This window comes from Aeromicrobium sp. SP1 (genome assembly GCF_055663785.1).
The window spans coordinates 308,388-325,471 of sequence record NZ_JBQVVK010000001.1; the positions used below are offsets into that span (position 1 = coordinate 308,388).

The window sequence follows — 17,084 nt, forward strand, 5'->3', positions numbered from 1 at the left end:
TCGAGGAGCACCGCCATGGGACGTCTGGCCACGACCGAGGGACTGACCGACATCCAGTCCGAGATCCTCAAGACGATCCGCGAGTTCGTCGACAAGAAGATCATCCCGGTGGCGCAGGAGCTCGAGCACGCCGACGAGTACCCGACGGAGATCATCGAGGGGCTCAAGGAGCTGGGCGTCTTCGGTCTGACGATCCCCGAGGAGTTCGGCGGACTGGGCGAGTCGCTGCTGACCTACGCGCTCGTGGTCGAGGAGATCGCGCGCGGCTGGATGAGCGTCTCGGGCGTCATCAACACGCACTTCATCGTCGCGTACCTGCTCATGCACCACGGCACCGACGAGCAGAAGCAGAAGTACCTCCCGCGCATGGCGACCGGCGAGGTCCGCGGCGCCTTCAGCATGAGCGAGCCCGGACTGGGCTCGGACGTCTCGGCGGTCAGCACGAAGGCGACGAAGAAGGACGACGGCTCCTACTCGATCACCGGCCAGAAGATGTGGCTGACGAACGGCGGCACGTCCACGCTCGTCGCCCTGCTGTGCAAGACCGACGAGGGCGCCGAGAGCGTCTACAAGAACATGACGACGTTCCTGGTCGAGAAGGAGCCGGGCTTCGGCCAGACCGCGCAGGGCATCACGGTGCCGGGCAAGATCGAGAAGATGGGCTACAAGGGCGTCGAGACGACCGAGCTCATCCTCGAGGGCCACGAGATCTCGGCCGACCAGATCCTCGGCGGCACGCCGGGCAAGGGATTCTTCCAGATGATGGACGGCGTCGAGGTCGGTCGCGTCAACGTCGCCGCCCGCGCATGTGGCCTGCAGATCCGCGCGTTCGAGCTCGGCATCGCGTACGCCCAGCAGCGCAAGACGTTCGGCAAGCAGATCGCCGACCACCAGGCCGTGCTGTTCCGGCTCGCGGAGATGGGCACCAAGGTCGAGGTCTCCCACAACATGATGGTCCGCGCCGCCCGCCTGAAGGACTCCGGCGAGCGCATGGACGTCGAGGCCGGCATGGCCAAGATGGTCGCCTCCGAGTACGCCAACGAGGTCGTCGAGGCGTCGTTCCGCATCCACGGCGGCTACGGCTACTCCAAGGAGTACGAGATCGAGCGGATCTACCGCGAGACCGCGTTCATGCTGATCGGCGAGGGCACCTCCGACATCCAGAAGATGATCATCGGCCGGGCCCTGCTCAAGGACTACAAGCTCTGACCGCTCGCCGGGCGCGACTACGCTCGGAGGCATGGCTCAGATCTTCTCGCTCGAGTACCCGCAGTCGCTGGGGGTCCACGACGACTACGCGGCGGCCCAGAAGGCCGTCGACTACCTCGCTGACGAGGGCTTTCCCGTCCAGAACGTCCTGATCGTGGGCACCGAGCTCAAGCAGCTCGAGCGCGTCACGGGCCGACTGACGTGGGGCCGGGTGCTGCTGAGCGGCGTGCTCGGCGGGGCGTGGTTCGGCCTGCTGATCGGCCTGCTGCTGGGCATCTTCGCCCAGGAGGGCGAGTGGCTGGGCGCCGTGGGTCTCGGCGTCCTGCTGGGCATCGTGTGGGGTCTGATCTTCTCGGGTCTGGGCTACCTCGCCCAGCGCGGTCGCCGCGACTTCTCCAGCGTCAAGGCGGTACTGCCGAGCAAGTTCGAGGTGCTCGTCGAGCACAAGTTCCTGGCGCAGGGCCAGGAGTTGCTCGCGCGGATGCCGGGCGCGACCACCATCTCCTGAGCCCTCAGCGGCCCCCGGTACCGTGGAATCATGTCGCTCGCCAAGGACGTCGCACTCAAGATCCCGCCGCTGCGCCGACTGGTCGACGATCGCGACGCCCTGCGCCGCGCGAACGCCGCCCTCGAGCTCGACAACGGCCGGCTCGAGCGCGATCTGGTGCTCGCGCGTGAGCAGCCGGAGTACGGCTACGTCTTCATCGTCACGTACGGACGGTCGGGATCGACCCTGCTGCAGGGACTGCTGAACTCGATCCCCGGGTACCTCGTCCGCGGCGAGAACGCCGGCACGCTCGAGACGTTCCACGAGAACGCCCGCAAGATCGGCGAGCGGCTCGCCAAGGTGCGCGGGGGAGACCCGACGCTGCCGTGGTTCGGCATGGACCAGTACTCGCCGGAGCAGGCGGCCGAGTCGTATCGCCGGCACATGCTGGAGGTCCTGCTCAAGCCGGAGCCCGACACGCGGGTCACCGGCTTCAAGGAGATCCGCTGGTGGCGACGCGACATCGTCGAGACGCTGGAGTTCGCGCGCACGGTGTTCCCCGGCGCGCGGTTCGTGCTCAACAGTCGCAATGCGCAGGACGTCGTGAAGAGCAAGTGGTGGGCGGAGAAGGACCGCAACAAGGCGCTCGCCCAGGTCGCGGACTACGACGCGCGGCTCGCACGGGCCGAGGCGGAGCTCGGCGATGCCACGTACCGCGTGCACTACGACGACTACCTCGCCGATCCCGAGATCCTCTCCGGGCTGTTCACGTGGCTCGGGGAGCCGTTCGACCGTGAGCGCGTCGACCAAGTGCTGCACACACCGCACTCCTTCTGAGACCGGTGTGACTTCTGGTGCGGACGAGACAGATGTGAAAGTAGACTCCTGGCCGGAGGCGGCACGGTGCCGCCGGGACCAGGGGATCTCATGCGGCTGCGCAGCACACTGCTCGCCGTTGTGGCCGCCGCCGGGCTGCTGACCGCCACGCCGCCCGCCGAGGCGGCGACGCCCTCGCGCTGCGCCGCCCACGGTGACGTCGCGCGCGAGACCTCGGCCGGAGGGGCCCTCGCAGGACGGACGCCTTTGCTGGTCGCCTCGTACAACATCACGGGCTACAACACCGGTTCGAAGCAGCCCGTGTGGGAGAAGCGGGCCGGCCGGGTCGTCGACATGATCATGCGGTGCTCGCCCGACGTCCTGGGCCTGCAGGAGGCCTCCGGAGCCTGGATGACGCGGCGGCCCAGCGGCCAGCGGAACCACGCCCAGTACGAGCAGGTCGTCGACCTGATGAACGCGCGGACGCCCGGCTCGCCGTACCGGGTGACGAACACCTACCGCTCGAACTGCCGGACGACGGGCACGAACCTGCCCCTCTGGAACGGCACGTGGCAGGGCCGCGCCGCCGACTGGCGCACGTGCACGAACGACGCCGATCGCAGCTCGTCGGACAACCGCACCGTGTACGACTCGCGGGTCCTGGACCTCGTCACCCAGGGCGTCGGGCACCTGCCCAGCGGCGGCTCGAACCCGCGGACGGTCGACTGGACCGTGTTCCGGGTCCGGGCGACCGAGCGGCTGTTCCTGTTCGCGAACACCCACCTCGAGGCGAGGTACGGCGGCAAGGGCGTCGGCAGTGCCACGGCGAACGCGTTCCGTCGGCGCGAGGCCGCCGTCGTCGCGTCGACGCTCGCGGCGGCGCGCCAGTACGAGGGGCAGTCCCTGCCGGTCGTCCTGGTCGGCGACATGAACTCGACGGGCCGCTACCGCGGCACCACGGCGGTCGACGACCTGACCCGGGCCGGCTACACGGACCTGCTCGGCACCGACCGACGTGTCACCCGCACGAAACGCGCGTCGTACCGAGGCTCGTGCCGGTCGGTGGGCGTGACGACCTCGCTGACGTCGAGCAACCGCCGCGTGCCGCTGCACGTCGGGCGGCGCCTGTACGCGTACTACAACTCCACGAACACGGGCGCCGGCGACAAGGTGGGCGCGGGTGTGAACGTCTGCATGTACAAGAACGCGAAGCACACCAGGACGCGGGGCCGAACGCCCGCGGCGTACTACCGGTACCAGGGCGTGCGGATCGACTACGTGCTGGCGACCGCGCCGTTCATGGGCCGCGGCTGGCAGACCGTCGTCGACGCGAGGCTGCGCACGGCGAAGTACGCGAAGACCCCGCCGTCGGACCACAACATGGTCGCCGCGACACTGGCGTTCTGACGATCGGCCATGATGGTGCCCGCACCATCGGCGACCAGCGAGGACGACATGAGCAAGACGAACCCCGGCAACTTCTTCGAGGACTTCACGCTCGGGCAGGTGATCGAGCACGCCACGCCCCGCACCGTCACCGACGGCGACCGCGCCCTGTACGGCGCGCTCTACCCGACGCGGTTCGCGATCCCGTCCGCCGCGACGTTCGCCGCCTCCGTCGGCCTCGCCGCGCCGGACGGAGCCGGTGCGCCGGTCGAGGAGCTCATCGCCTTCCACATCGCCTTCGGCAAGACCGTGCCGGACGTCTCGCTCAACGCCGTGGCCAACCTCGGGTACGCCGAGTGCCGCTTCCACCGCCCGATCGTCCCCGGCGACACCCTCGCGACCCGCTCGGAGGTGATCGGCCTCAAGGAGAACTCGAACGGCAAGTCGGGCGTCGTCTACGTGCGCTCGACCGCGACCGACCAGCACGGCGAGGTCGCGCTGGAGTGGGCGCGCTGGGTCATGGTGCACAAGCGTGATGCGTCGTCCCCGGCGCCCGAGACCGTCCTGCCCGAGCTGGCCTCGGTCGTCGCTCCCGAGGACCTCGTGCTCCCGGCCGGCCTGGACTTCACGGACTACGACTTCGCGGCGGCTGGGGAGCCCCACCGGTTCGACGACTACGCCGTCGGCGAGCGGATCGACCACGTCGACGGGGTCACGCTCTCGGAGTCCGAGCACATGCTGGCCACCCGGCTGTGGCAGAACACCGCCAAGGTGCACTTCAACGTCGAGGCGCGCCCCGACGGCAACCGGCTGATCTACGGCGGTCACGTGATCTCGATGGCGCGGGCGCTGTCGTTCAACGGCCTCGCGAACGCCCAGCTGATCGCGGCGATCAACGGCGGCTCCCACACCGCTCCCGCCTTCGCCGGCGACACGGTCTACGCCTGGAGCGAGGTGCTCGACAAGGCGGAGACCTCGGCCGCCGGAGTCGGTGCCCTGCGGCTCCGCCTCGTCGCCACGAAGGGTCGCGACGAGTCGATGACGCTGCGCGGCGAGGAGGGCAAGTACGCCCCGGGCGTCCTGCTCGACCTCGACTACTGGGCGCTCGTCCCGCGCTGACCGTTACCGTGAGCGGGTGAACGTGCTCGCGGCGGAGACCGAACTGTGGATCGTCCGACACGGTGAGACCCAGTGGAGCAAGGCGTGGCGACACACCTCCACGACCGACCTGCCGCTGACCGAGGGTGGGCGAGCCGACGCGCAGACCCTGCGCGACATGCTCGCCCCGTTCGACTTCGACCGGGTCTGGAGCAGTCCACGGCTGCGGGCGACGCAGACGGCGGACCTCGCGGGGTTCACGCCGCAGGTCGACCCCGACCTGGCCGAGTGGGACTACGGCGAGTACGAGGGCGTCACGACCGAGGAGATCCGCGAGACGGTGCCGGACTGGACGGTCTGGACGCATCCGTGCCCCGGCGGCGAGACCGCCGAGCAGGTGGGGGAGCGGCTCGACCGCGTCGTCTCCCGGGCGCGCGAGCTGACCGGTCGGACCCTCGTGTTCGCCCATGGGCACTCGTTGCGGGTGCTGGCCGCCCGGTGGCTCGGACTTCCCGTCGCCGACGGCCGGATCTTCGACCTCGACACGGCCACGTACTCCGTCCTCAGCGACGACCGGGGCCAGCCCGTCGTCAAGCGGTGGAACGTCATGGGCGGCGAGCGCGCGGCGAGGGCCTGAGGGTTCCGCGCCGATAGTCTCGTCCCGTGCGCATCGACCTCCACACCCACTCGAACCGCTCCGACGGCACGGACACGCCCGCCGAGCTCGTCCGTCAGGCGAAGGCCGCGGGACTCGACGTCGTGGCCCTCACCGACCACGACGCGACCGAGGGGTGGGAGGAGGCGCAGCAGGCCGCGGACGAGGCGGGGATCAGGCTCGTCCGGGGCATCGAGATCTCGACCCAGTACGAGGGCGCCAGCGTCCACCTGCTGGGCTACGAGTTCGATCCCGCGCATCCGCCACTCGTCGAGGAGCTCGAGCGGGTGCTCGGCGGTCGCACCCAGCGGTTGCCCCGGCTGCTGGCCAGGCTGGCCGAGCACGGGATGCCGCTGACCGAGGACGAGGTCATCGCCGTGGCGGGCGATGCCGCCGCGTGGGGCCGCCCGCACGTCGCGGACGCGATGATCGCCAAGGGCTACATCAAGGATCGTGACGAGGCGTTCCGCGACTGGCTCGTCCCGGGCAAGCCCGCCTACGTCGGTCGCTACTCCGCCGACCTGTTCCGCGCCATCGAACTGCTGCGCGCCGCCGGCGGCACCCCCGTGATCGCACACGCGTGGGCGCGCGAGAGCCGCGACAAGCTGACCCCGGAGGTGCTCGCGCGGCTGGCCGAGGCGGGACTGGCGGGTCTGGAGGTCGACCACCCCGACCATGCCCCCGCCGCCCGGACGGCGCTCGCCGCGATCGCCGACGACCTCGGGCTGGCCAGGACCGGCTCGAGCGACTACCACGGCACCGGCAAGGGCCCGCAGTTCCACCTCGGCGCCAACACGACCGACCCTGCGGAGCTGGAGCGACTGCTGGGCTGACTTTCCTGCATGGCTTGCCGTTGTGGAAAGTCACGGCTAGACTTTCCACACCGGAAAGTCGACCGAGGAGACGTCATGAGCGAGCAGGACGAGGCGCGCGAAGCGCTGGAAGCGATCAGCGCCACGCGCCGGGAGACGGCCGAGCGAGCGGCCAGCCCCACCGGCTACTACGCCCTTGCGGGATTCGGGATGGCCCTGGTGACCGTGGCGATCGGACTCGAGGACGCGTGGCGATGGGGGCTGTACGCCCTCGGGTTCGCGATCGTGGTCGGTGCGATGGTCTGGTACAGCCGGCACACGGGCGTCGTGACGTTCGCGACGCTGCGCGAGCCCGGCGCCTGGCGGGCCTGGCTGATCATCGTCGTCTCCGTGGTCGGGCTGCTGGTCGCGGCGGTCTTCGGTGTCGTGCCGGCGGTCGTCGCCGCGGTGGTGACGTTCGCCAGCTGGGCGATCCTCGGCCCGCGCTGGGACACCGACTGGCAGCGCAGTCTGGAGCAGCAGCCGTGAGCGCCGTCGACGCGGCCTTCGATCCATTGATCCACGCCCCGCACCGCCTGCAGATCTGTGCCGTGCTCGACACGGTCGGCAAGGTCGAGTTCGCCCTGCTGCGCGACCAGCTGGGCGTCAGCGAGTCGGTGCTGAGCAAGCAGGTGAGGGCCCTCGAGGACGCCGGCTACGTCACGGTCTCCAAGGGGACCCGGGACAGCCGGGTCCGGACGTGGGCGTCCTTCACGGCGGTCGGCCGGCGGGCCTACCGGGCCCACGTGGCCGCCCTGCGCGCCATCGTCGGCTGAACCCCTCGTCCCAGGCCACCGGTCAGGTGTACTCTCGTTCTTGAGCGAGTGCTCAAGAACCAGGAGGGGACATGCCACTCAGTCGGGCACGGGTGATGGGGACGGGAGTGATCGCGTCCATCTCCCTCGGCGTCGTGGTGATCGTCGGGTGGGCTCTCCTGATCGCGGTGACGGGGCACGACGACCTCGGTGACGGCACCCTGCGCGTGCTGCTCGCGGCCATGCTGCTCGCCGCGATCGTCGGCCTGTGCGTGGGCTTCGTGCCGGCGGTGCTGGCGTCCCTGGCCTGGCCGGCCATCGCGCGACGTGCGCCCGGAGCGGCCGTCCCCGTGGTCTCGGCCCTCGTCGGGGTGCTCGTCACGGCCGAGTTCTTGGTCCTGTACTGCGTGATCGGCGACGAATCGGTGCTGGCCATGCTGCCGTGGGGGTCCGCGCTCGGCCTGCTGGCCTTCGCGACGGCCGTGGTCTCGCTGTGGATCAGCTCCTGGTGTGCGGGCCGCCGAGGAGCGCACCGGTGACCCGCGTGGACGTGTTCGGTACGGGGCTCCTGGCGGCTCCGGTCTGCGGGATCCTGTGCGGATTCGGCTACGGGTGGACGAGAGCGATCCCGGGCTTCGACTGGACGTCGCAGTCGGCGGTGGGGGACTTCCTTGCAGGCACCCTCCTGCTCGCCTACTTCGTCGTGCTCGTGGGGCCGCAGGTGGGAGGCCTTTTCGGAGTCGTTCCGGTCCTCGTGGTCACGCTCGTCTGGCCGTGGCTCGAGTCGTGGTGCGGCCACCGTGGGGCTCGACTCGCAGCCGGACTCACCGTCGCCTGCCTCGTGCTGGCGGAGGGACTCCTCGCGTTGCTCACCGTGGCGCCGATGCTCTTCCCGCCGTCCGAGGCCTTCCACGAGCCCGGGTTCCGGATCCCGGCACTCGAGGCGTGGGGTTGGTCGATCGGCGCGGCCGTGGTCGCCGGGGCGACCACGATCACGATGTTGTGGAAGTTCAGCCCCAAGGACCGTCCGGCGCGGTCGGTCTCCGCGCGTCCCGTGGCCCTGCGAGACTGACGCCGTGCCCCCCAAGTCAGCCGAGGAGTCGAAGCGGCGGCTCGTCGACGCTGCGATCGACATGATGGGCACCGACGGGATCGCCGCGATCTCGGCGCGCACCGTGGCCCAGCGGGCCGGGGTCGCGCAGGGCCTCGTGTTCTACCACTTCGGCTCGGTCCACGAGCTCGTCGCGCAGGCCTGCATCGTCGGCACGCAGGCGCGCGTCGACCTGCACCGCGCGAGGTTCGAGGCGGCGGCGAGCTACGCGGACCTCGTCGCTCTCGCCCGCGACGTGCAGGCGGCCGAGCGGGCTGCCGGGAGCGTGTCGGTGCTGGGCCAGGCACTCGCGGCCGCGCAGACCGATCCGGAGCTCGCCCGGGCATCGCGCGCGGCGCTCGACCTCTGGCGCGGTCCGATCCTGGACATCTCCCGGCGACTCGCCGTGGGTGGCTCGCCGTTCGAGGGCGTCCTCGATCCGGAGGCCTTCACGGACCTGCTGATGGCGGCGTTCGTCGGCTTCGAGCTGACCGAGCCCGTGCGCGAGCCGGGCACGACCGAGCGGTCCTTCGCCGCCCTCGCGACCGTCGCGTCGGTGCTGGACGGGCTCGGCCCGCTCGCCCGGCGCACGCTCGCCGCGACGCTGCGCCGGCACCGACCGCGCTGACGGCGTCAGTGGTCGCGCAGGAAGCCCAGCCAGTCGTCGACGAGCTCCTCGGGCGCCTCGACGGCGGGGGAGTGGGCGGCCGACGGCAGCACGACGACCTCGGTGCCGAGTCGCCGGGCCATGTCGGCCTGCGCGTCGAACGGCCACGCATCGTCGTCCTCGCCGCGAGCGACCCAGCAGGCCACACCGGTCCCGGCGACCTCGTCGATCCGGTCCGGCGCGTCGATCAGGTGCTGCGTCATGGCCTTGAGTGACGCGGGGGCGTTGGCCGTGAAGCGCTTCGCGAGGAACGCGGTGACCTGGGCGGGACGCTTGATGCCCTGCTCGCGCAACTGGTGGATCTGCAGCAGCGGCACCTTCCCGATCGCGGCGGCGATCCGCTGCAGGGGACGGGCGGGCGAGTCGCCCAGCGCGCCCGGGCCGGAGCACAGCAGGCTCAGGGTGCGGATCCGGTCGGGGTGGTCGATCGTCAGCGTCTGGGCGACGAGGCCGCCGAACGAGTGACCGAGCAGGTGGAAGACCGGCTCCTCGATCGTGACGTCCGCGAGCGCGAGCGCGTCCTCGGCCAGTGCGCCGAGCGAGTAGTCGTCGTGGACGCCGCCCGGCGACTCGTACTGGCCGCGCTGGTCGTACGTGACGACGTCGTAGCCCGCCGCCGCCAGCAGCGGCAGCACGGGCGTGAAGTCCTCCTTGCTGCCGGTCCAGCCGGGCACCAGCAGGATCGAGCCGACGCGCTCGCCGACCGCGCGCACGAGGTGCACCGCGAGGGTCGTGCGGGCCGTGTCGATCCGCAGCACCTCCACGCCCTCGGGGATCTCCAGGGACTTGGGAACGCTCATCGACTCATCGACCGCGCTTCGCGATGCGGGCCACGAGGGCGGCCGGGGCGTGGCGCGACAGCGCGGCCAGGACCTTGTAGCGCAGCGAGGGGACCGAGATCGGCTTGCCCTTCTCGAGGTCCTTGAGGGACGCCTTCACGAGCGGATCGGCCTTGAGCCACATCCAGCGCGGCACGTCGTCGATGTTGGCGCCCATCCGCTGGTGGAACTCCGTGCGGGTGAAGCCCGGGCACAGCGCCTGCACCGTGATGCCGACGTCGGAGTAGTGGATGTTCGCCCACTGCGAGAGGTTGACGAGCCACGCCTTGTGCGCGGAGTAGGCGCCGCGCGGGGTGAACGCCGCGACGCTGGCGACGTTGATGATCCCGCCCTGGCCGCGACCCGACATGGACTTGATGGCCGCGTCCATGAGGTGCATCGGGGCGCGCACCAGCAGGTCGAGCTGGCGATCCTCGTCGGCGATGTCGGTCGTGCCGAACCAGCCGGCGAGCGAGGCGCCCGCGTTGTTGACGAGAAGGTCGATCGGGCGGCCGCTCTCGGAGAGCCGGTCGGCCACGCGGTCCATGCCCTCGCTCGTGGCCAGGTCCGCCGTGAGCACCTCGACGTCGATGCCGTGCCGGTGGGCGAGATCGGTCGCGACCTGCTCCAGGCGAGCGGTGTCGCGGGCGACGATCACGAGGTTCGTGCCGCGCTGCGCCAGCACCCGGGCGAAGGCGTTGCCGATACCGGCCGTCGCGCCGGTGATGAGGGCCGTGCGAGTCATGGGGGCCAGCATGCCAGCATCGGTGTCGGCCTCGTCTCACGAGGGTCGCCGACGCCGGTGCGGATGGCACAATTGCCCCGTGACCACCACGATCGCTCTTGCCAACCAGAAGGGCGGCGTCGCCAAGACCACGAGCGTCGCGTCGATCGGGGCCGCGCTGGCCGAGGCGGGACACCGCGTGCTGCTGGTCGACCTCGATCCCCAGGGCAGCCTCACGTTCTCCCTCGGCCATGACCCGGAGGAGCTCGAGTCCACCGTCGCCGAGGTGCTGCTGGGCAAGGCCCAGGCGCGCGACGTGATCGTGTCGACCGAGGAGGGCGTCGACCTGCTGCCCTCGAACGTGTCGCTGGCCGAGGCCGAGGAGAACCTCGTGACCCGCACGGGCCGCGAGCAGCGCCTGCGGGTCGCGCTGGCCAAGGTCACCGACGACTACGACTGGATCCTGCTGGACTGCCCGCCGGCGCTCGGGGTGCTCACGATCGGCGCGCTCTCGGCGGCGGACGAGGTCGTGATCCCGCTGCAGGCCGAGACGCTCTCGCACCGCGGGGTGGGCCAGCTGCTCGACACGATCCACGACGTGCGGCAGTTCATCAACACCGACCTGGTGATCCGTGGCGTGCTGCCCACGATGTACGACGGCCGCACGGCCCACGCCCGCAACGTCCTCGCCGCGATCGGCGACACGTACGACCTGCCCGTCCTCGAGCCGGCGATCCCCAAGACGATCCGCTTCGCCGAGGCGCCCGCGATCGGCCGCTCGATCCTCAGCACCGCCCGCACCCACAAGGGAGCCGACGCCTACCGCGAGATCGCGCGGGTGCTGGCCGACGGCCGATGAGCGATTCGCCCAGCCGGGACGCCGAGTCCGGCGCCGCCACGCGGACGCCACGCGAAGTCGGCCATCGGCGCCGGACGGCGCCTACCGTGGGTGGCATGGCTTCCCCGCCCCGTCTGCGTCTGGCGCGCGTCGTCACGCTCGGTGGCGCCGTGGCCGTGACCCTGGCAGTCGCCGTCGCGTCGGTCGTCCTGCCGGACCGTGACGCCTCCGCGGCGACGTCGCCCGCGACCGCCGTGGCTGAGGCGTCGCTGCCCACCGTGAGCGCGCCGACGGCCGCACCCTCGACCGCGCCGAGTGCGACTCCCACGACCACCCCGACCGCCGCAGCCCCGGCGCCCCCGGAGGGCTCGGGCAGCGGTCGCCGGATCGTCTTCGACCAGTCCGACCAGCGCGTATGGCTCATCGAGCAGGACGGCGCGGTCGACCGGACCTACCTCGTCTCGGGCAGCCGCTTCGACAACCTCGATCCGGGCACCTACGACGTCACGTCGAAGCAGCGCACGGCGACCAGCTTCGACTACAGCGGGACGATGGAGTACTTCGTGCGGTTCGCCACCGGCTGGAGTGCGCCGATCGGCTTCCACTCGATCCCGGTCTTCAACGACGGCAAGCTCGAGCAGTCCGTGGCCGATCTCGGCAAGCCGCTCTCGGCGGGCTGCGTCCGGCAGGAGAAGTCGGACGCGAAGTACCTGTGGGACTGGGCCCCCATCGGCACGACCGTGGTCGTCACCGCCTGAGGGCCCTCGTCCTCACTCGGCCGAGGCGGGAGCGGCGCCCTGGCCACCCGAGGGGCGGCGACGGCGACGACGACGACGCGGCTGACCCTCGCCGGCCGGGGCGTCCTCGCCGGTCGGTGCCGCTGCCGCAGCGGTCTCGGCCGGCTTCTCGGCGCCTGCCTCGACGGGCTGGCCGCCACGCGTGCGGTTGCGGTTCCGGTTGCGGCTCTGACCGCCACCCTGACCGCCCTCGCGCCGCTGGCCGCCCTCGCGACGCTGGCCGTCGCGACCACCGTCGCGACCGCCGTCCGTCCGGGGCTCCTTGGGAGCAGGCGGCTTGAGCCGGCCCTTGACGTTGCGGTCGATGCCGAGGTCGTGGAAGAGGTGATCGGACGTCGAGTAGGTCTCCAGCGGCTCGTCGAACGGCAGCTCGAGGGCCTTGTTGATGAGCTTCCAGCGCTGCAGGTCGGCCCAGTCGACGAACGTGACCGCGGTGCCGGTCGCGCCCGCGCGCCCGGTACGGCCGATGCGGTGGACGTACGTCTTGTCGTCCTCGGGGCACGTGTAGTTGATGACGTGGCTGACGTCGGCGACGTCGATGCCGCGCGCCGCGACGTCGGTGGCCACGAGGATGCTGACCTTGCCCTCGCGGAACCCGTCGAGCGCCTTCTCGCGCGCCTTCTGGGCCATGTCGCCGTGCAGGGGCGAGGCCGGGAAGCCGCGGTCGGCCAGGTCGTCGGCGACGCGCTGGGCCGAACGCTTCGTGCGGGTGAAGATGATGACGCGGGCGACGTCGTCGGCCTGCAGGATGCGGGCGACGACCTCGGGCTTGTCCATGTCGTGCGCCTGCCACACGAACTGGCTCGTGGCGGGGACGGTCTGGTTGGCCTCGGCCGACTCGGCCCGGATGTTCATCGGGTGCCGCATGTGCTTGCGTGCCAGCGTGACGATCGCGGACGGCATCGTGGCGCTGAACAGCATCGTCTGACGCGTCTCGGGCGTCCGAGCCAGGATCGACTCGACGTCGGGCAGGAAGCCCAGGTCGAGCATCTCGTCGGCCTCGTCGAGCACGAGCGACTTCACGTGGCTGACGTCGAGCGCGCGCCGGTTGATGAGGTCGAGGATGCGGCCCGGCGTGCCGACGACGATGTCGACGCCGGTCTCGAGCGCCTCGAGCTGCGGCTCGTAGGGGACGCCGCCGTAGATCTGCAGGTTGCGGGTGCCGCGGTTCTTCGACGCGGTGTCCACGTCCTTGGCGACCTGGATCGCCAGCTCACGGGTCGGCGCGACGATGAGCGCCTGCGGCTTGCCCGGCTCGACCAGTTGGTCGTAGTCGGGGTCGTGCGGGGCGACGGTGCGCTGGATGACCGGGATCGCGAAGGCGAGGGTCTTGCCCGTGCCGGTGCGCGCCTGGCCGATGAGGTCGGTGCCCATGAGGGCGACCGAGAGGGTCATCTCCTGGATCGGGAAGGCTTCGAGGATGCCCTTTTCGGCGAGTGCGTCGGCGATCTCGGGCAGGACGCCCAGTTCGGTGAAGGTAGTCAGGGGTCTGCTCTGGTTTCTGTGTGCGGATCTACTGTCGCGGATCTCTGGGTCATGGATCCTGCGGTCAGGATCCGGCGAATACCCCACCAGTCTATCGGTCGTCCGTTCGCCGTGGCGCCGCGCCGCGCTACAGTCCCGGGCATGACCTCCGATCCGACCGCCAGCGGCCCCCTCGCCGATCCCGAGTACCGCGCCGGTGTCGTCGAGTTGCTGGGCCTGCTCAGCTTCGGCGAGCTGAGCGCCGTCGAGGAGCTGAGCCGGGACGCCACGCGCGCACCCGACCTCGCCACGAAGGTCGCGATCCACACGATGGCGGCGTCGGAGTGGAACCACTTCGTGCAGCTGCGCGACCGCCTCGTCGAGCTCGGCGAGGACCCCTACGCGGTGATGGAGTCGTTCCGCTCGACGTTCGGCCGGTTCCACGGCAAGACCGAGTCGTCGGACTGGCTCGAGGGCCTCGTGAAGGCGTACGTCGGCGATGGCCTGGCCGCCGACTTCTACCGCGAGATCGCGGCCTTCCTCGATGCCGACACCCGCCAGCTCGTGCTCGAGACGATGAGCCAGACCGGCAACAGCGAGTTCGTCGTCGACCAGGTCCGGGCCGCGATCGCCCACGACCCGCGGGTCGGCGGCCGGCTCGCCCTGTGGGGTCGCCGGCTCATGGGCGAGGCGCTCAGCCAGGCGCAGATGGTCGTGGCCGAGCGCGACGCCCTCACGGCGGTCGTGGTCGGCGCGGTCGACCGGCCGGGCGGCTTCGACCTCGCCACGATCGGGCGCATGTTCACCCGCATCACCGAGGCCCACGCCGAGCGGATGTCCCGCCTCGGCCTTGAGGCGTAGCCCGCGGGGCCGCGGCTCAGGCGGTGGTGAGCCCGAAGCCGACCTTGCGGCCGGTGTCGGCGGTGAAGTACAGGTAGGCGACCTTGTCCGCGGGCACGGCGACCGTGTGGCCCTTGCTGTCGGTCAGCGTGAACAGCGAGTCGTCCTTGAGTGACGTGTCGAGCTCGGCGAGCACGATGTCGGGCTCGGCGTCGGTCTCGACGGTCAGCTCACGCGCGGCGTTCTGGACGCCGATCTTGACCTCCACGGTCACTCATCTCCTTCGGTGGTGGGCTTGGGGAAGCCGCCGATCCCGCGCCAGGCGAGGGTCGCGGCGAGTTGGACCGCGTCGTCGCGGGTCAGGTCGGAGTCGCCCGACAGCCAGGCGCGGGCCCCGACGTGGCCCATGCCGACGAGGCCGGCGGCCAGCAGCCGGGCGGCCGACGGCGACAGGCCGGTGTCCTCGACGATGACGTCGGCGATCGCGGCGGCGGACTCGGTGGTGACCCGGTCGACGAGATCGCGCACGGCCGGATCGCTCGTGAGGTCGGACTCGAAGACGAGGCGGAAGGCCTTCTCCTGGTCGGCGACGCAGTCGTACCACAGGCGCATCGTGGCGTGGACGCGCTGGTTGTTGTCCTGCGTGGAGGCCAGCGCGACGCGGACGCCCTCGATCACGGTGTCCACCGCGGTCGACACGAGCGCGGTGTAGAGGTCGAGCTTGCCGGGGAAGTGCTGGTAGAGGACGGGCTTGGACACGCCTGCGCGATCGGCGATCTCGTCCATCGACGCGGAGTGGTAGCCCTGCTCGACGAAGACGTCGAGCGCCACGTCCAACAATTGGGCCCGGCGCGCGGTGCGGGGCAACCGTCCTGCGCGGGGGCGGGCCTCCGAGGTCTGGGTCACAGGGCAACCCTACCGGCCGGTCGTATGCGTTCCGGCGGTGTCGTCGAAGATGGCCCGTCCACGGATCGGACCTGCCGTCCATCGCGTGGACCAGCGCGGAACAATGGAGGGCGTTGCCGAGTTCCATCCGGTGACAAGCAAACCGAAGGAGAAGCCCGTGGTCGCCCCCTTGGTCGAGCCCGCCGACGAACTGACCATCGACGAGGTTCGTCGCTACAGCCGACACCTGATCATCCCCGACGTGGGCATGACGGGACAGAAGCGCCTCAAGAACGCCAAGGTCCTGGTCATCGGGGCCGGCGGCCTCGGCAGCCCCGCGCTGCTGTACCTCGCCGCGGCCGGCGTCGGCACGCTCGGCATCATCGACGACGACGTCGTCGACGAGTCGAACCTGCAGCGCCAGATCATCCACGGCCAGTCCGACATCGACAAGCCCAAGGCCCAGTCGGCCGCGGAGTCGGTCGCCGAGACGAACCCGTACGTCACGACGATCGTCCACAACGAGCGCCTCGACAACGACAACGTGCTCGAGATCTTCAGCGGCTACGACCTGATCGTCGACGGCACCGACAACTTCGCGACGCGCTACCTCGTCAACGACGCGGCCGTCATCTTGAACAAGCCGTACGTGTGGGGCTCGATCTACCGCTTCGAGGGCCAGGTGTCGGTCTTCTGGGCGCAGGAGGGTCCGCAGTACCGCGACCTCTACCCCGAGCCGCCGCCGCCGGGCATGGTCCCCTCGTGCGCCGAGGGCGGCGTGCTGGGCGTCCTGTGCGCCTCGATCGGCTCGATCATGGTGACCGAGGCGATCAAGCTGATCACCGGCATCGGCGATCCGCTGATCGGCCGTCTGATGGTCTACGACGCGCTCGAGATGCGCTACACGACGCTCAAGGTCCGCCGCGATCCGAACGGCGAGCTGCCGACGGCGCTGCTCGGTGACTACGAGGCGTTCTGCGGCGCGATCAGCGACGAGGCGGCCGAGGCGGCTGCCGACTCGACGATCTCGGTCGCCACGCTCGACCACTGGCTCAAGGAGCGCAACGACGGTGGCCGCGACTTCGTCCTCGTGGACGTGCGCGAGCCGAACGAGTACGAGATCAACCAGATCCCCGGCTCGGTCCTGATCCCCAAGGGCGAGATCCTCGCGGGCAAGGCGTTCGACCGGCTGCCGCAGGACAAGCAGGTCGTCCTGCACTGCAAGTCGGGCGTGCGCTCGGCGGAGGCACTCGCGGTCCTCAAGGGCGCGGGCTACTCCGATGCGGTGCACGTGGGCGGCGGCGTCGTCGCGTGGGTCAACCAGATCGATCCGTCGCAGCCGTCCTACTGACCCGTGGACGAGGCGTTCGCGGAGGCCGTGCTCCAGGTCGTCGAGGCGGTGCCTCGAGGATGCGTCGTGACGTACGGGCTGGTCGCCGAGCACCTCGGCCGCGGGGGAGCACGTCAGGTGGGGGCTGTCATGTCGCGCGAGGGCCACGCGGTGCCGTGGTGGCGCGTGGTCCGCGCGAACGGCAGCCTGCCTCCGCACCTCATGCTCGACGCGCAGCAGCACTGGCATGAGGAGAGCACGCCCGTCCGCAACGGCCGCGTCGACGTGCGCGAGGCGCTCGCGCCGGGTTTCTGAGGCGCTGGGAGTGACGTTCGAGGGGTCGAAATGCCGTTCTGACCCCTCGAACGTCACTC

General features: G+C 70.8%; 22 protein-coding genes. 17 read left to right on the plus strand and 5 right to left on the minus strand.

Going from position 1 to position 17,084, the window contains the following annotated elements:
* The first annotated feature begins 15 nt into the window (after positions 1 to 15).
* The 12 genes from ACT26F_RS01495 to ACT26F_RS01550 all read left to right on the plus strand — a co-directional run bounded on the left by ACT26F_RS01495 (position 16) and on the right by ACT26F_RS01550 (position 8,975).
* Positions 16 to 1,209: an acyl-CoA dehydrogenase family protein gene (locus ACT26F_RS01495; RefSeq protein ID WP_471668704.1), complete on the plus strand. Its 1,194-nt coding sequence runs from the start codon at positions 16 to 18 to the stop codon at positions 1,207 to 1,209.
* A 31-nt stretch (positions 1,210 to 1,240) separates the two neighbouring features.
* Positions 1,241 to 1,717: a YflT domain-containing protein gene (locus ACT26F_RS01500; RefSeq protein ID WP_471668705.1), complete on the plus strand. Its 477-nt coding sequence runs from the start codon at positions 1,241 to 1,243 to the stop codon at positions 1,715 to 1,717.
* A gap of 30 nt (positions 1,718 to 1,747) precedes the next feature.
* The gene (locus tag ACT26F_RS01505; protein WP_471668706.1) at positions 1,748 to 2,533 is read left to right on the plus strand and encodes a sulfotransferase; all 786 of its coding nucleotides are present in this window, start codon (positions 1,748 to 1,750) and stop codon (positions 2,531 to 2,533) included.
* Positions 2,534 to 2,623: 90 nt separating this feature from the next.
* The gene (locus tag ACT26F_RS01510) at positions 2,624 to 3,919 is read left to right on the plus strand and encodes an endonuclease/exonuclease/phosphatase family protein (RefSeq protein WP_471668707.1); all 1,296 of its coding nucleotides are present in this window, start codon (positions 2,624 to 2,626) and stop codon (positions 3,917 to 3,919) included.
* A 9-nt stretch (positions 3,920 to 3,928) separates the two neighbouring features.
* Positions 3,929 to 5,017, plus strand: coding sequence for a MaoC family dehydratase (locus ACT26F_RS01515; RefSeq protein ID WP_471668708.1), 1,089 nt, complete (start codon positions 3,929 to 3,931; stop codon positions 5,015 to 5,017).
* A gap of 16 nt (positions 5,018 to 5,033) precedes the next feature.
* Complete coding sequence (locus ACT26F_RS01520) at positions 5,034 to 5,633, plus strand: histidine phosphatase family protein (RefSeq protein ID WP_471668709.1); 600 nt, start codon at positions 5,034 to 5,036, stop codon at positions 5,631 to 5,633.
* A gap of 26 nt (positions 5,634 to 5,659) precedes the next feature.
* On the plus strand, positions 5,660 to 6,484 hold the full coding sequence (locus tag ACT26F_RS01525; protein WP_471668710.1) for a PHP domain-containing protein: 825 nt from the start codon (positions 5,660 to 5,662) through the stop codon (positions 6,482 to 6,484).
* A 75-nt stretch (positions 6,485 to 6,559) separates the two neighbouring features.
* Positions 6,560 to 6,991 carry a hypothetical protein gene (locus ACT26F_RS01530; protein ID WP_471668711.1) on the plus strand — a complete coding sequence of 144 codons (432 nt, stop codon included), beginning with the start codon at positions 6,560 to 6,562 and terminating at the stop codon, positions 6,989 to 6,991.
* A complete protein-coding gene (locus ACT26F_RS01535) occupies positions 6,988 to 7,278 on the plus strand; it encodes a transcriptional regulator (protein ID WP_471668712.1) in 291 nt (96 codons plus the stop codon). The genes ACT26F_RS01530 and ACT26F_RS01535 overlap by 4 nt, the downstream gene beginning before the upstream one ends.
* Before the next feature lie 71 nt (positions 7,279 to 7,349).
* Entirely contained in the window at positions 7,350 to 7,796 is a 447-nt protein-coding gene (locus ACT26F_RS01540; protein WP_471668713.1) for a hypothetical protein, read from the plus strand.
* Complete coding sequence (locus ACT26F_RS01545; RefSeq protein ID WP_471668714.1) at positions 7,793 to 8,329, plus strand: hypothetical protein; 537 nt, start codon at positions 7,793 to 7,795, stop codon at positions 8,327 to 8,329. Before ACT26F_RS01540 ends, ACT26F_RS01545 begins: the two co-directional genes overlap by 4 nt.
* Before the next feature lie 4 nt (positions 8,330 to 8,333).
* Entirely contained in the window at positions 8,334 to 8,975 is a 642-nt protein-coding gene (locus tag ACT26F_RS01550) for a TetR/AcrR family transcriptional regulator (RefSeq protein WP_471668715.1), read from the plus strand.
* 5 nt (positions 8,976 to 8,980) lie between these two features.
* On the opposite strand, the gene ACT26F_RS01555 is transcribed toward ACT26F_RS01550, so the two are convergent.
* Together ACT26F_RS01555 and ACT26F_RS01560 are read right to left on the minus strand one after the other, a co-directional pair.
* Positions 8,981 to 9,814: an alpha/beta fold hydrolase gene (locus ACT26F_RS01555; RefSeq protein ID WP_471668716.1), complete on the minus strand. Its 834-nt coding sequence runs from the start codon at positions 9,812 to 9,814 to the stop codon at positions 8,981 to 8,983.
* A 4-nt stretch (positions 9,815 to 9,818) separates the two neighbouring features.
* The gene (locus ACT26F_RS01560; protein WP_471668717.1) at positions 9,819 to 10,577 is read right to left on the minus strand and encodes an SDR family NAD(P)-dependent oxidoreductase; all 759 of its coding nucleotides are present in this window, start codon (positions 10,575 to 10,577) and stop codon (positions 9,819 to 9,821) included.
* Positions 10,578 to 10,656: 79 nt separating this feature from the next.
* Here ACT26F_RS01560 and ACT26F_RS01565 point away from each other — a divergent pair, with 79 nt between their 5' ends.
* On the plus strand, positions 10,657 to 11,415 hold the full coding sequence (locus ACT26F_RS01565; RefSeq protein ID WP_471668718.1) for a ParA family protein: 759 nt from the start codon (positions 10,657 to 10,659) through the stop codon (positions 11,413 to 11,415).
* A 95-nt stretch (positions 11,416 to 11,510) separates the two neighbouring features.
* Positions 11,511 to 12,152, plus strand: coding sequence for a L,D-transpeptidase (locus ACT26F_RS01570; RefSeq protein ID WP_471668719.1), 642 nt, complete (start codon positions 11,511 to 11,513; stop codon positions 12,150 to 12,152).
* Positions 12,153 to 12,164: 12 nt separating this feature from the next.
* Here the strand turns inward: ACT26F_RS01570 and ACT26F_RS01575 are convergent, their stop codons facing one another.
* A complete protein-coding gene (locus tag ACT26F_RS01575; RefSeq protein WP_471668720.1) occupies positions 12,165 to 13,586 on the minus strand; it encodes a DEAD/DEAH box helicase in 1,422 nt (473 codons plus the stop codon).
* 231 nt (positions 13,587 to 13,817) lie between these two features.
* Between ACT26F_RS01575 and ACT26F_RS01580 the strand changes: the two genes are divergently transcribed.
* Positions 13,818 to 14,516, plus strand: coding sequence for a ferritin-like fold-containing protein (locus ACT26F_RS01580; RefSeq protein ID WP_471668721.1), 699 nt, complete (start codon positions 13,818 to 13,820; stop codon positions 14,514 to 14,516).
* A gap of 16 nt (positions 14,517 to 14,532) precedes the next feature.
* Here ACT26F_RS01580 and ACT26F_RS01585 read toward each other — a convergent pair whose 3' ends face one another.
* Entirely contained in the window at positions 14,533 to 14,769 is a 237-nt protein-coding gene (locus ACT26F_RS01585; RefSeq protein WP_471668722.1) for a DUF3107 domain-containing protein, read from the minus strand.
* Positions 14,766 to 15,401 (minus strand): TetR/AcrR family transcriptional regulator, encoded by a 636-nt coding sequence (locus ACT26F_RS01590; RefSeq protein WP_471668723.1) that lies wholly within the window; start codon positions 15,399 to 15,401, stop codon positions 14,766 to 14,768. The genes ACT26F_RS01585 and ACT26F_RS01590 overlap by 4 nt, the downstream gene beginning before the upstream one ends.
* Positions 15,402 to 15,558: 157 nt before the next feature.
* Between ACT26F_RS01590 and moeZ the strand changes: the two genes are divergently transcribed.
* Both moeZ and ACT26F_RS01600 read left to right on the plus strand, forming a co-directional pair.
* Positions 15,559 to 16,731 (plus strand): adenylyltransferase/sulfurtransferase MoeZ, encoded by a 1,173-nt coding sequence (gene moeZ, locus ACT26F_RS01595; protein ID WP_471668724.1) that lies wholly within the window; start codon positions 15,559 to 15,561, stop codon positions 16,729 to 16,731.
* Between the two features lie 3 nt (positions 16,732 to 16,734).
* On the plus strand, positions 16,735 to 17,025 hold the full coding sequence (locus ACT26F_RS01600) for an MGMT family protein (protein ID WP_471668725.1): 291 nt from the start codon (positions 16,735 to 16,737) through the stop codon (positions 17,023 to 17,025).
* The last annotated feature ends 59 nt before the right edge of the window (positions 17,026 to 17,084 follow it).

Bases quoted from the DNA above. Each gene is read 5' to 3' on its own strand.
- ACT26F_RS01540 (WP_471668713.1), top strand. From the start codon at position 7,350: ATGCCACTCAGTCGGGCACGGGTGATGGGGACGGGAGTGATCGCGTCC.
- ACT26F_RS01580 (WP_471668721.1), top strand. From the start codon at position 13,818: ATGACCTCCGATCCGACCGCCAGCGGCCCCCTCGCCGATCCCGAGTAC.
- ACT26F_RS01505 (WP_471668706.1), top strand. From the start codon at position 1,748: ATGTCGCTCGCCAAGGACGTCGCACTCAAGATCCCGCCGCTGCGCCGA.
- ACT26F_RS01570 (WP_471668719.1), top strand. From the start codon at position 11,511: ATGGCTTCCCCGCCCCGTCTGCGTCTGGCGCGCGTCGTCACGCTCGGT.
- ACT26F_RS01495 (WP_471668704.1), top strand. From the start codon at position 16: ATGGGACGTCTGGCCACGACCGAGGGACTGACCGACATCCAGTCCGAG.
- ACT26F_RS01555 (WP_471668716.1), bottom strand. From the start codon at position 9,814: ATGAGCGTTCCCAAGTCCCTGGAGATCCCCGAGGGCGTGGAGGTGCTG.
- ACT26F_RS01560 (WP_471668717.1), bottom strand. From the start codon at position 10,577: ATGACTCGCACGGCCCTCATCACCGGCGCGACGGCCGGTATCGGCAAC.
- ACT26F_RS01515 (WP_471668708.1), top strand. From the start codon at position 3,929: ATGATGGTGCCCGCACCATCGGCGACCAGCGAGGACGACATGAGCAAG.
- ACT26F_RS01510 (WP_471668707.1), top strand. From the start codon at position 2,624: ATGCGGCTGCGCAGCACACTGCTCGCCGTTGTGGCCGCCGCCGGGCTG.
- ACT26F_RS01575 (WP_471668720.1), bottom strand. From the start codon at position 13,586: ATGACCCTCTCGGTCGCCCTCATGGGCACCGACCTCATCGGCCAGGCG.
- ACT26F_RS01530 (WP_471668711.1), top strand. From the start codon at position 6,560: ATGAGCGAGCAGGACGAGGCGCGCGAAGCGCTGGAAGCGATCAGCGCC.
- ACT26F_RS01500 (WP_471668705.1), top strand. From the start codon at position 1,241: ATGGCTCAGATCTTCTCGCTCGAGTACCCGCAGTCGCTGGGGGTCCAC.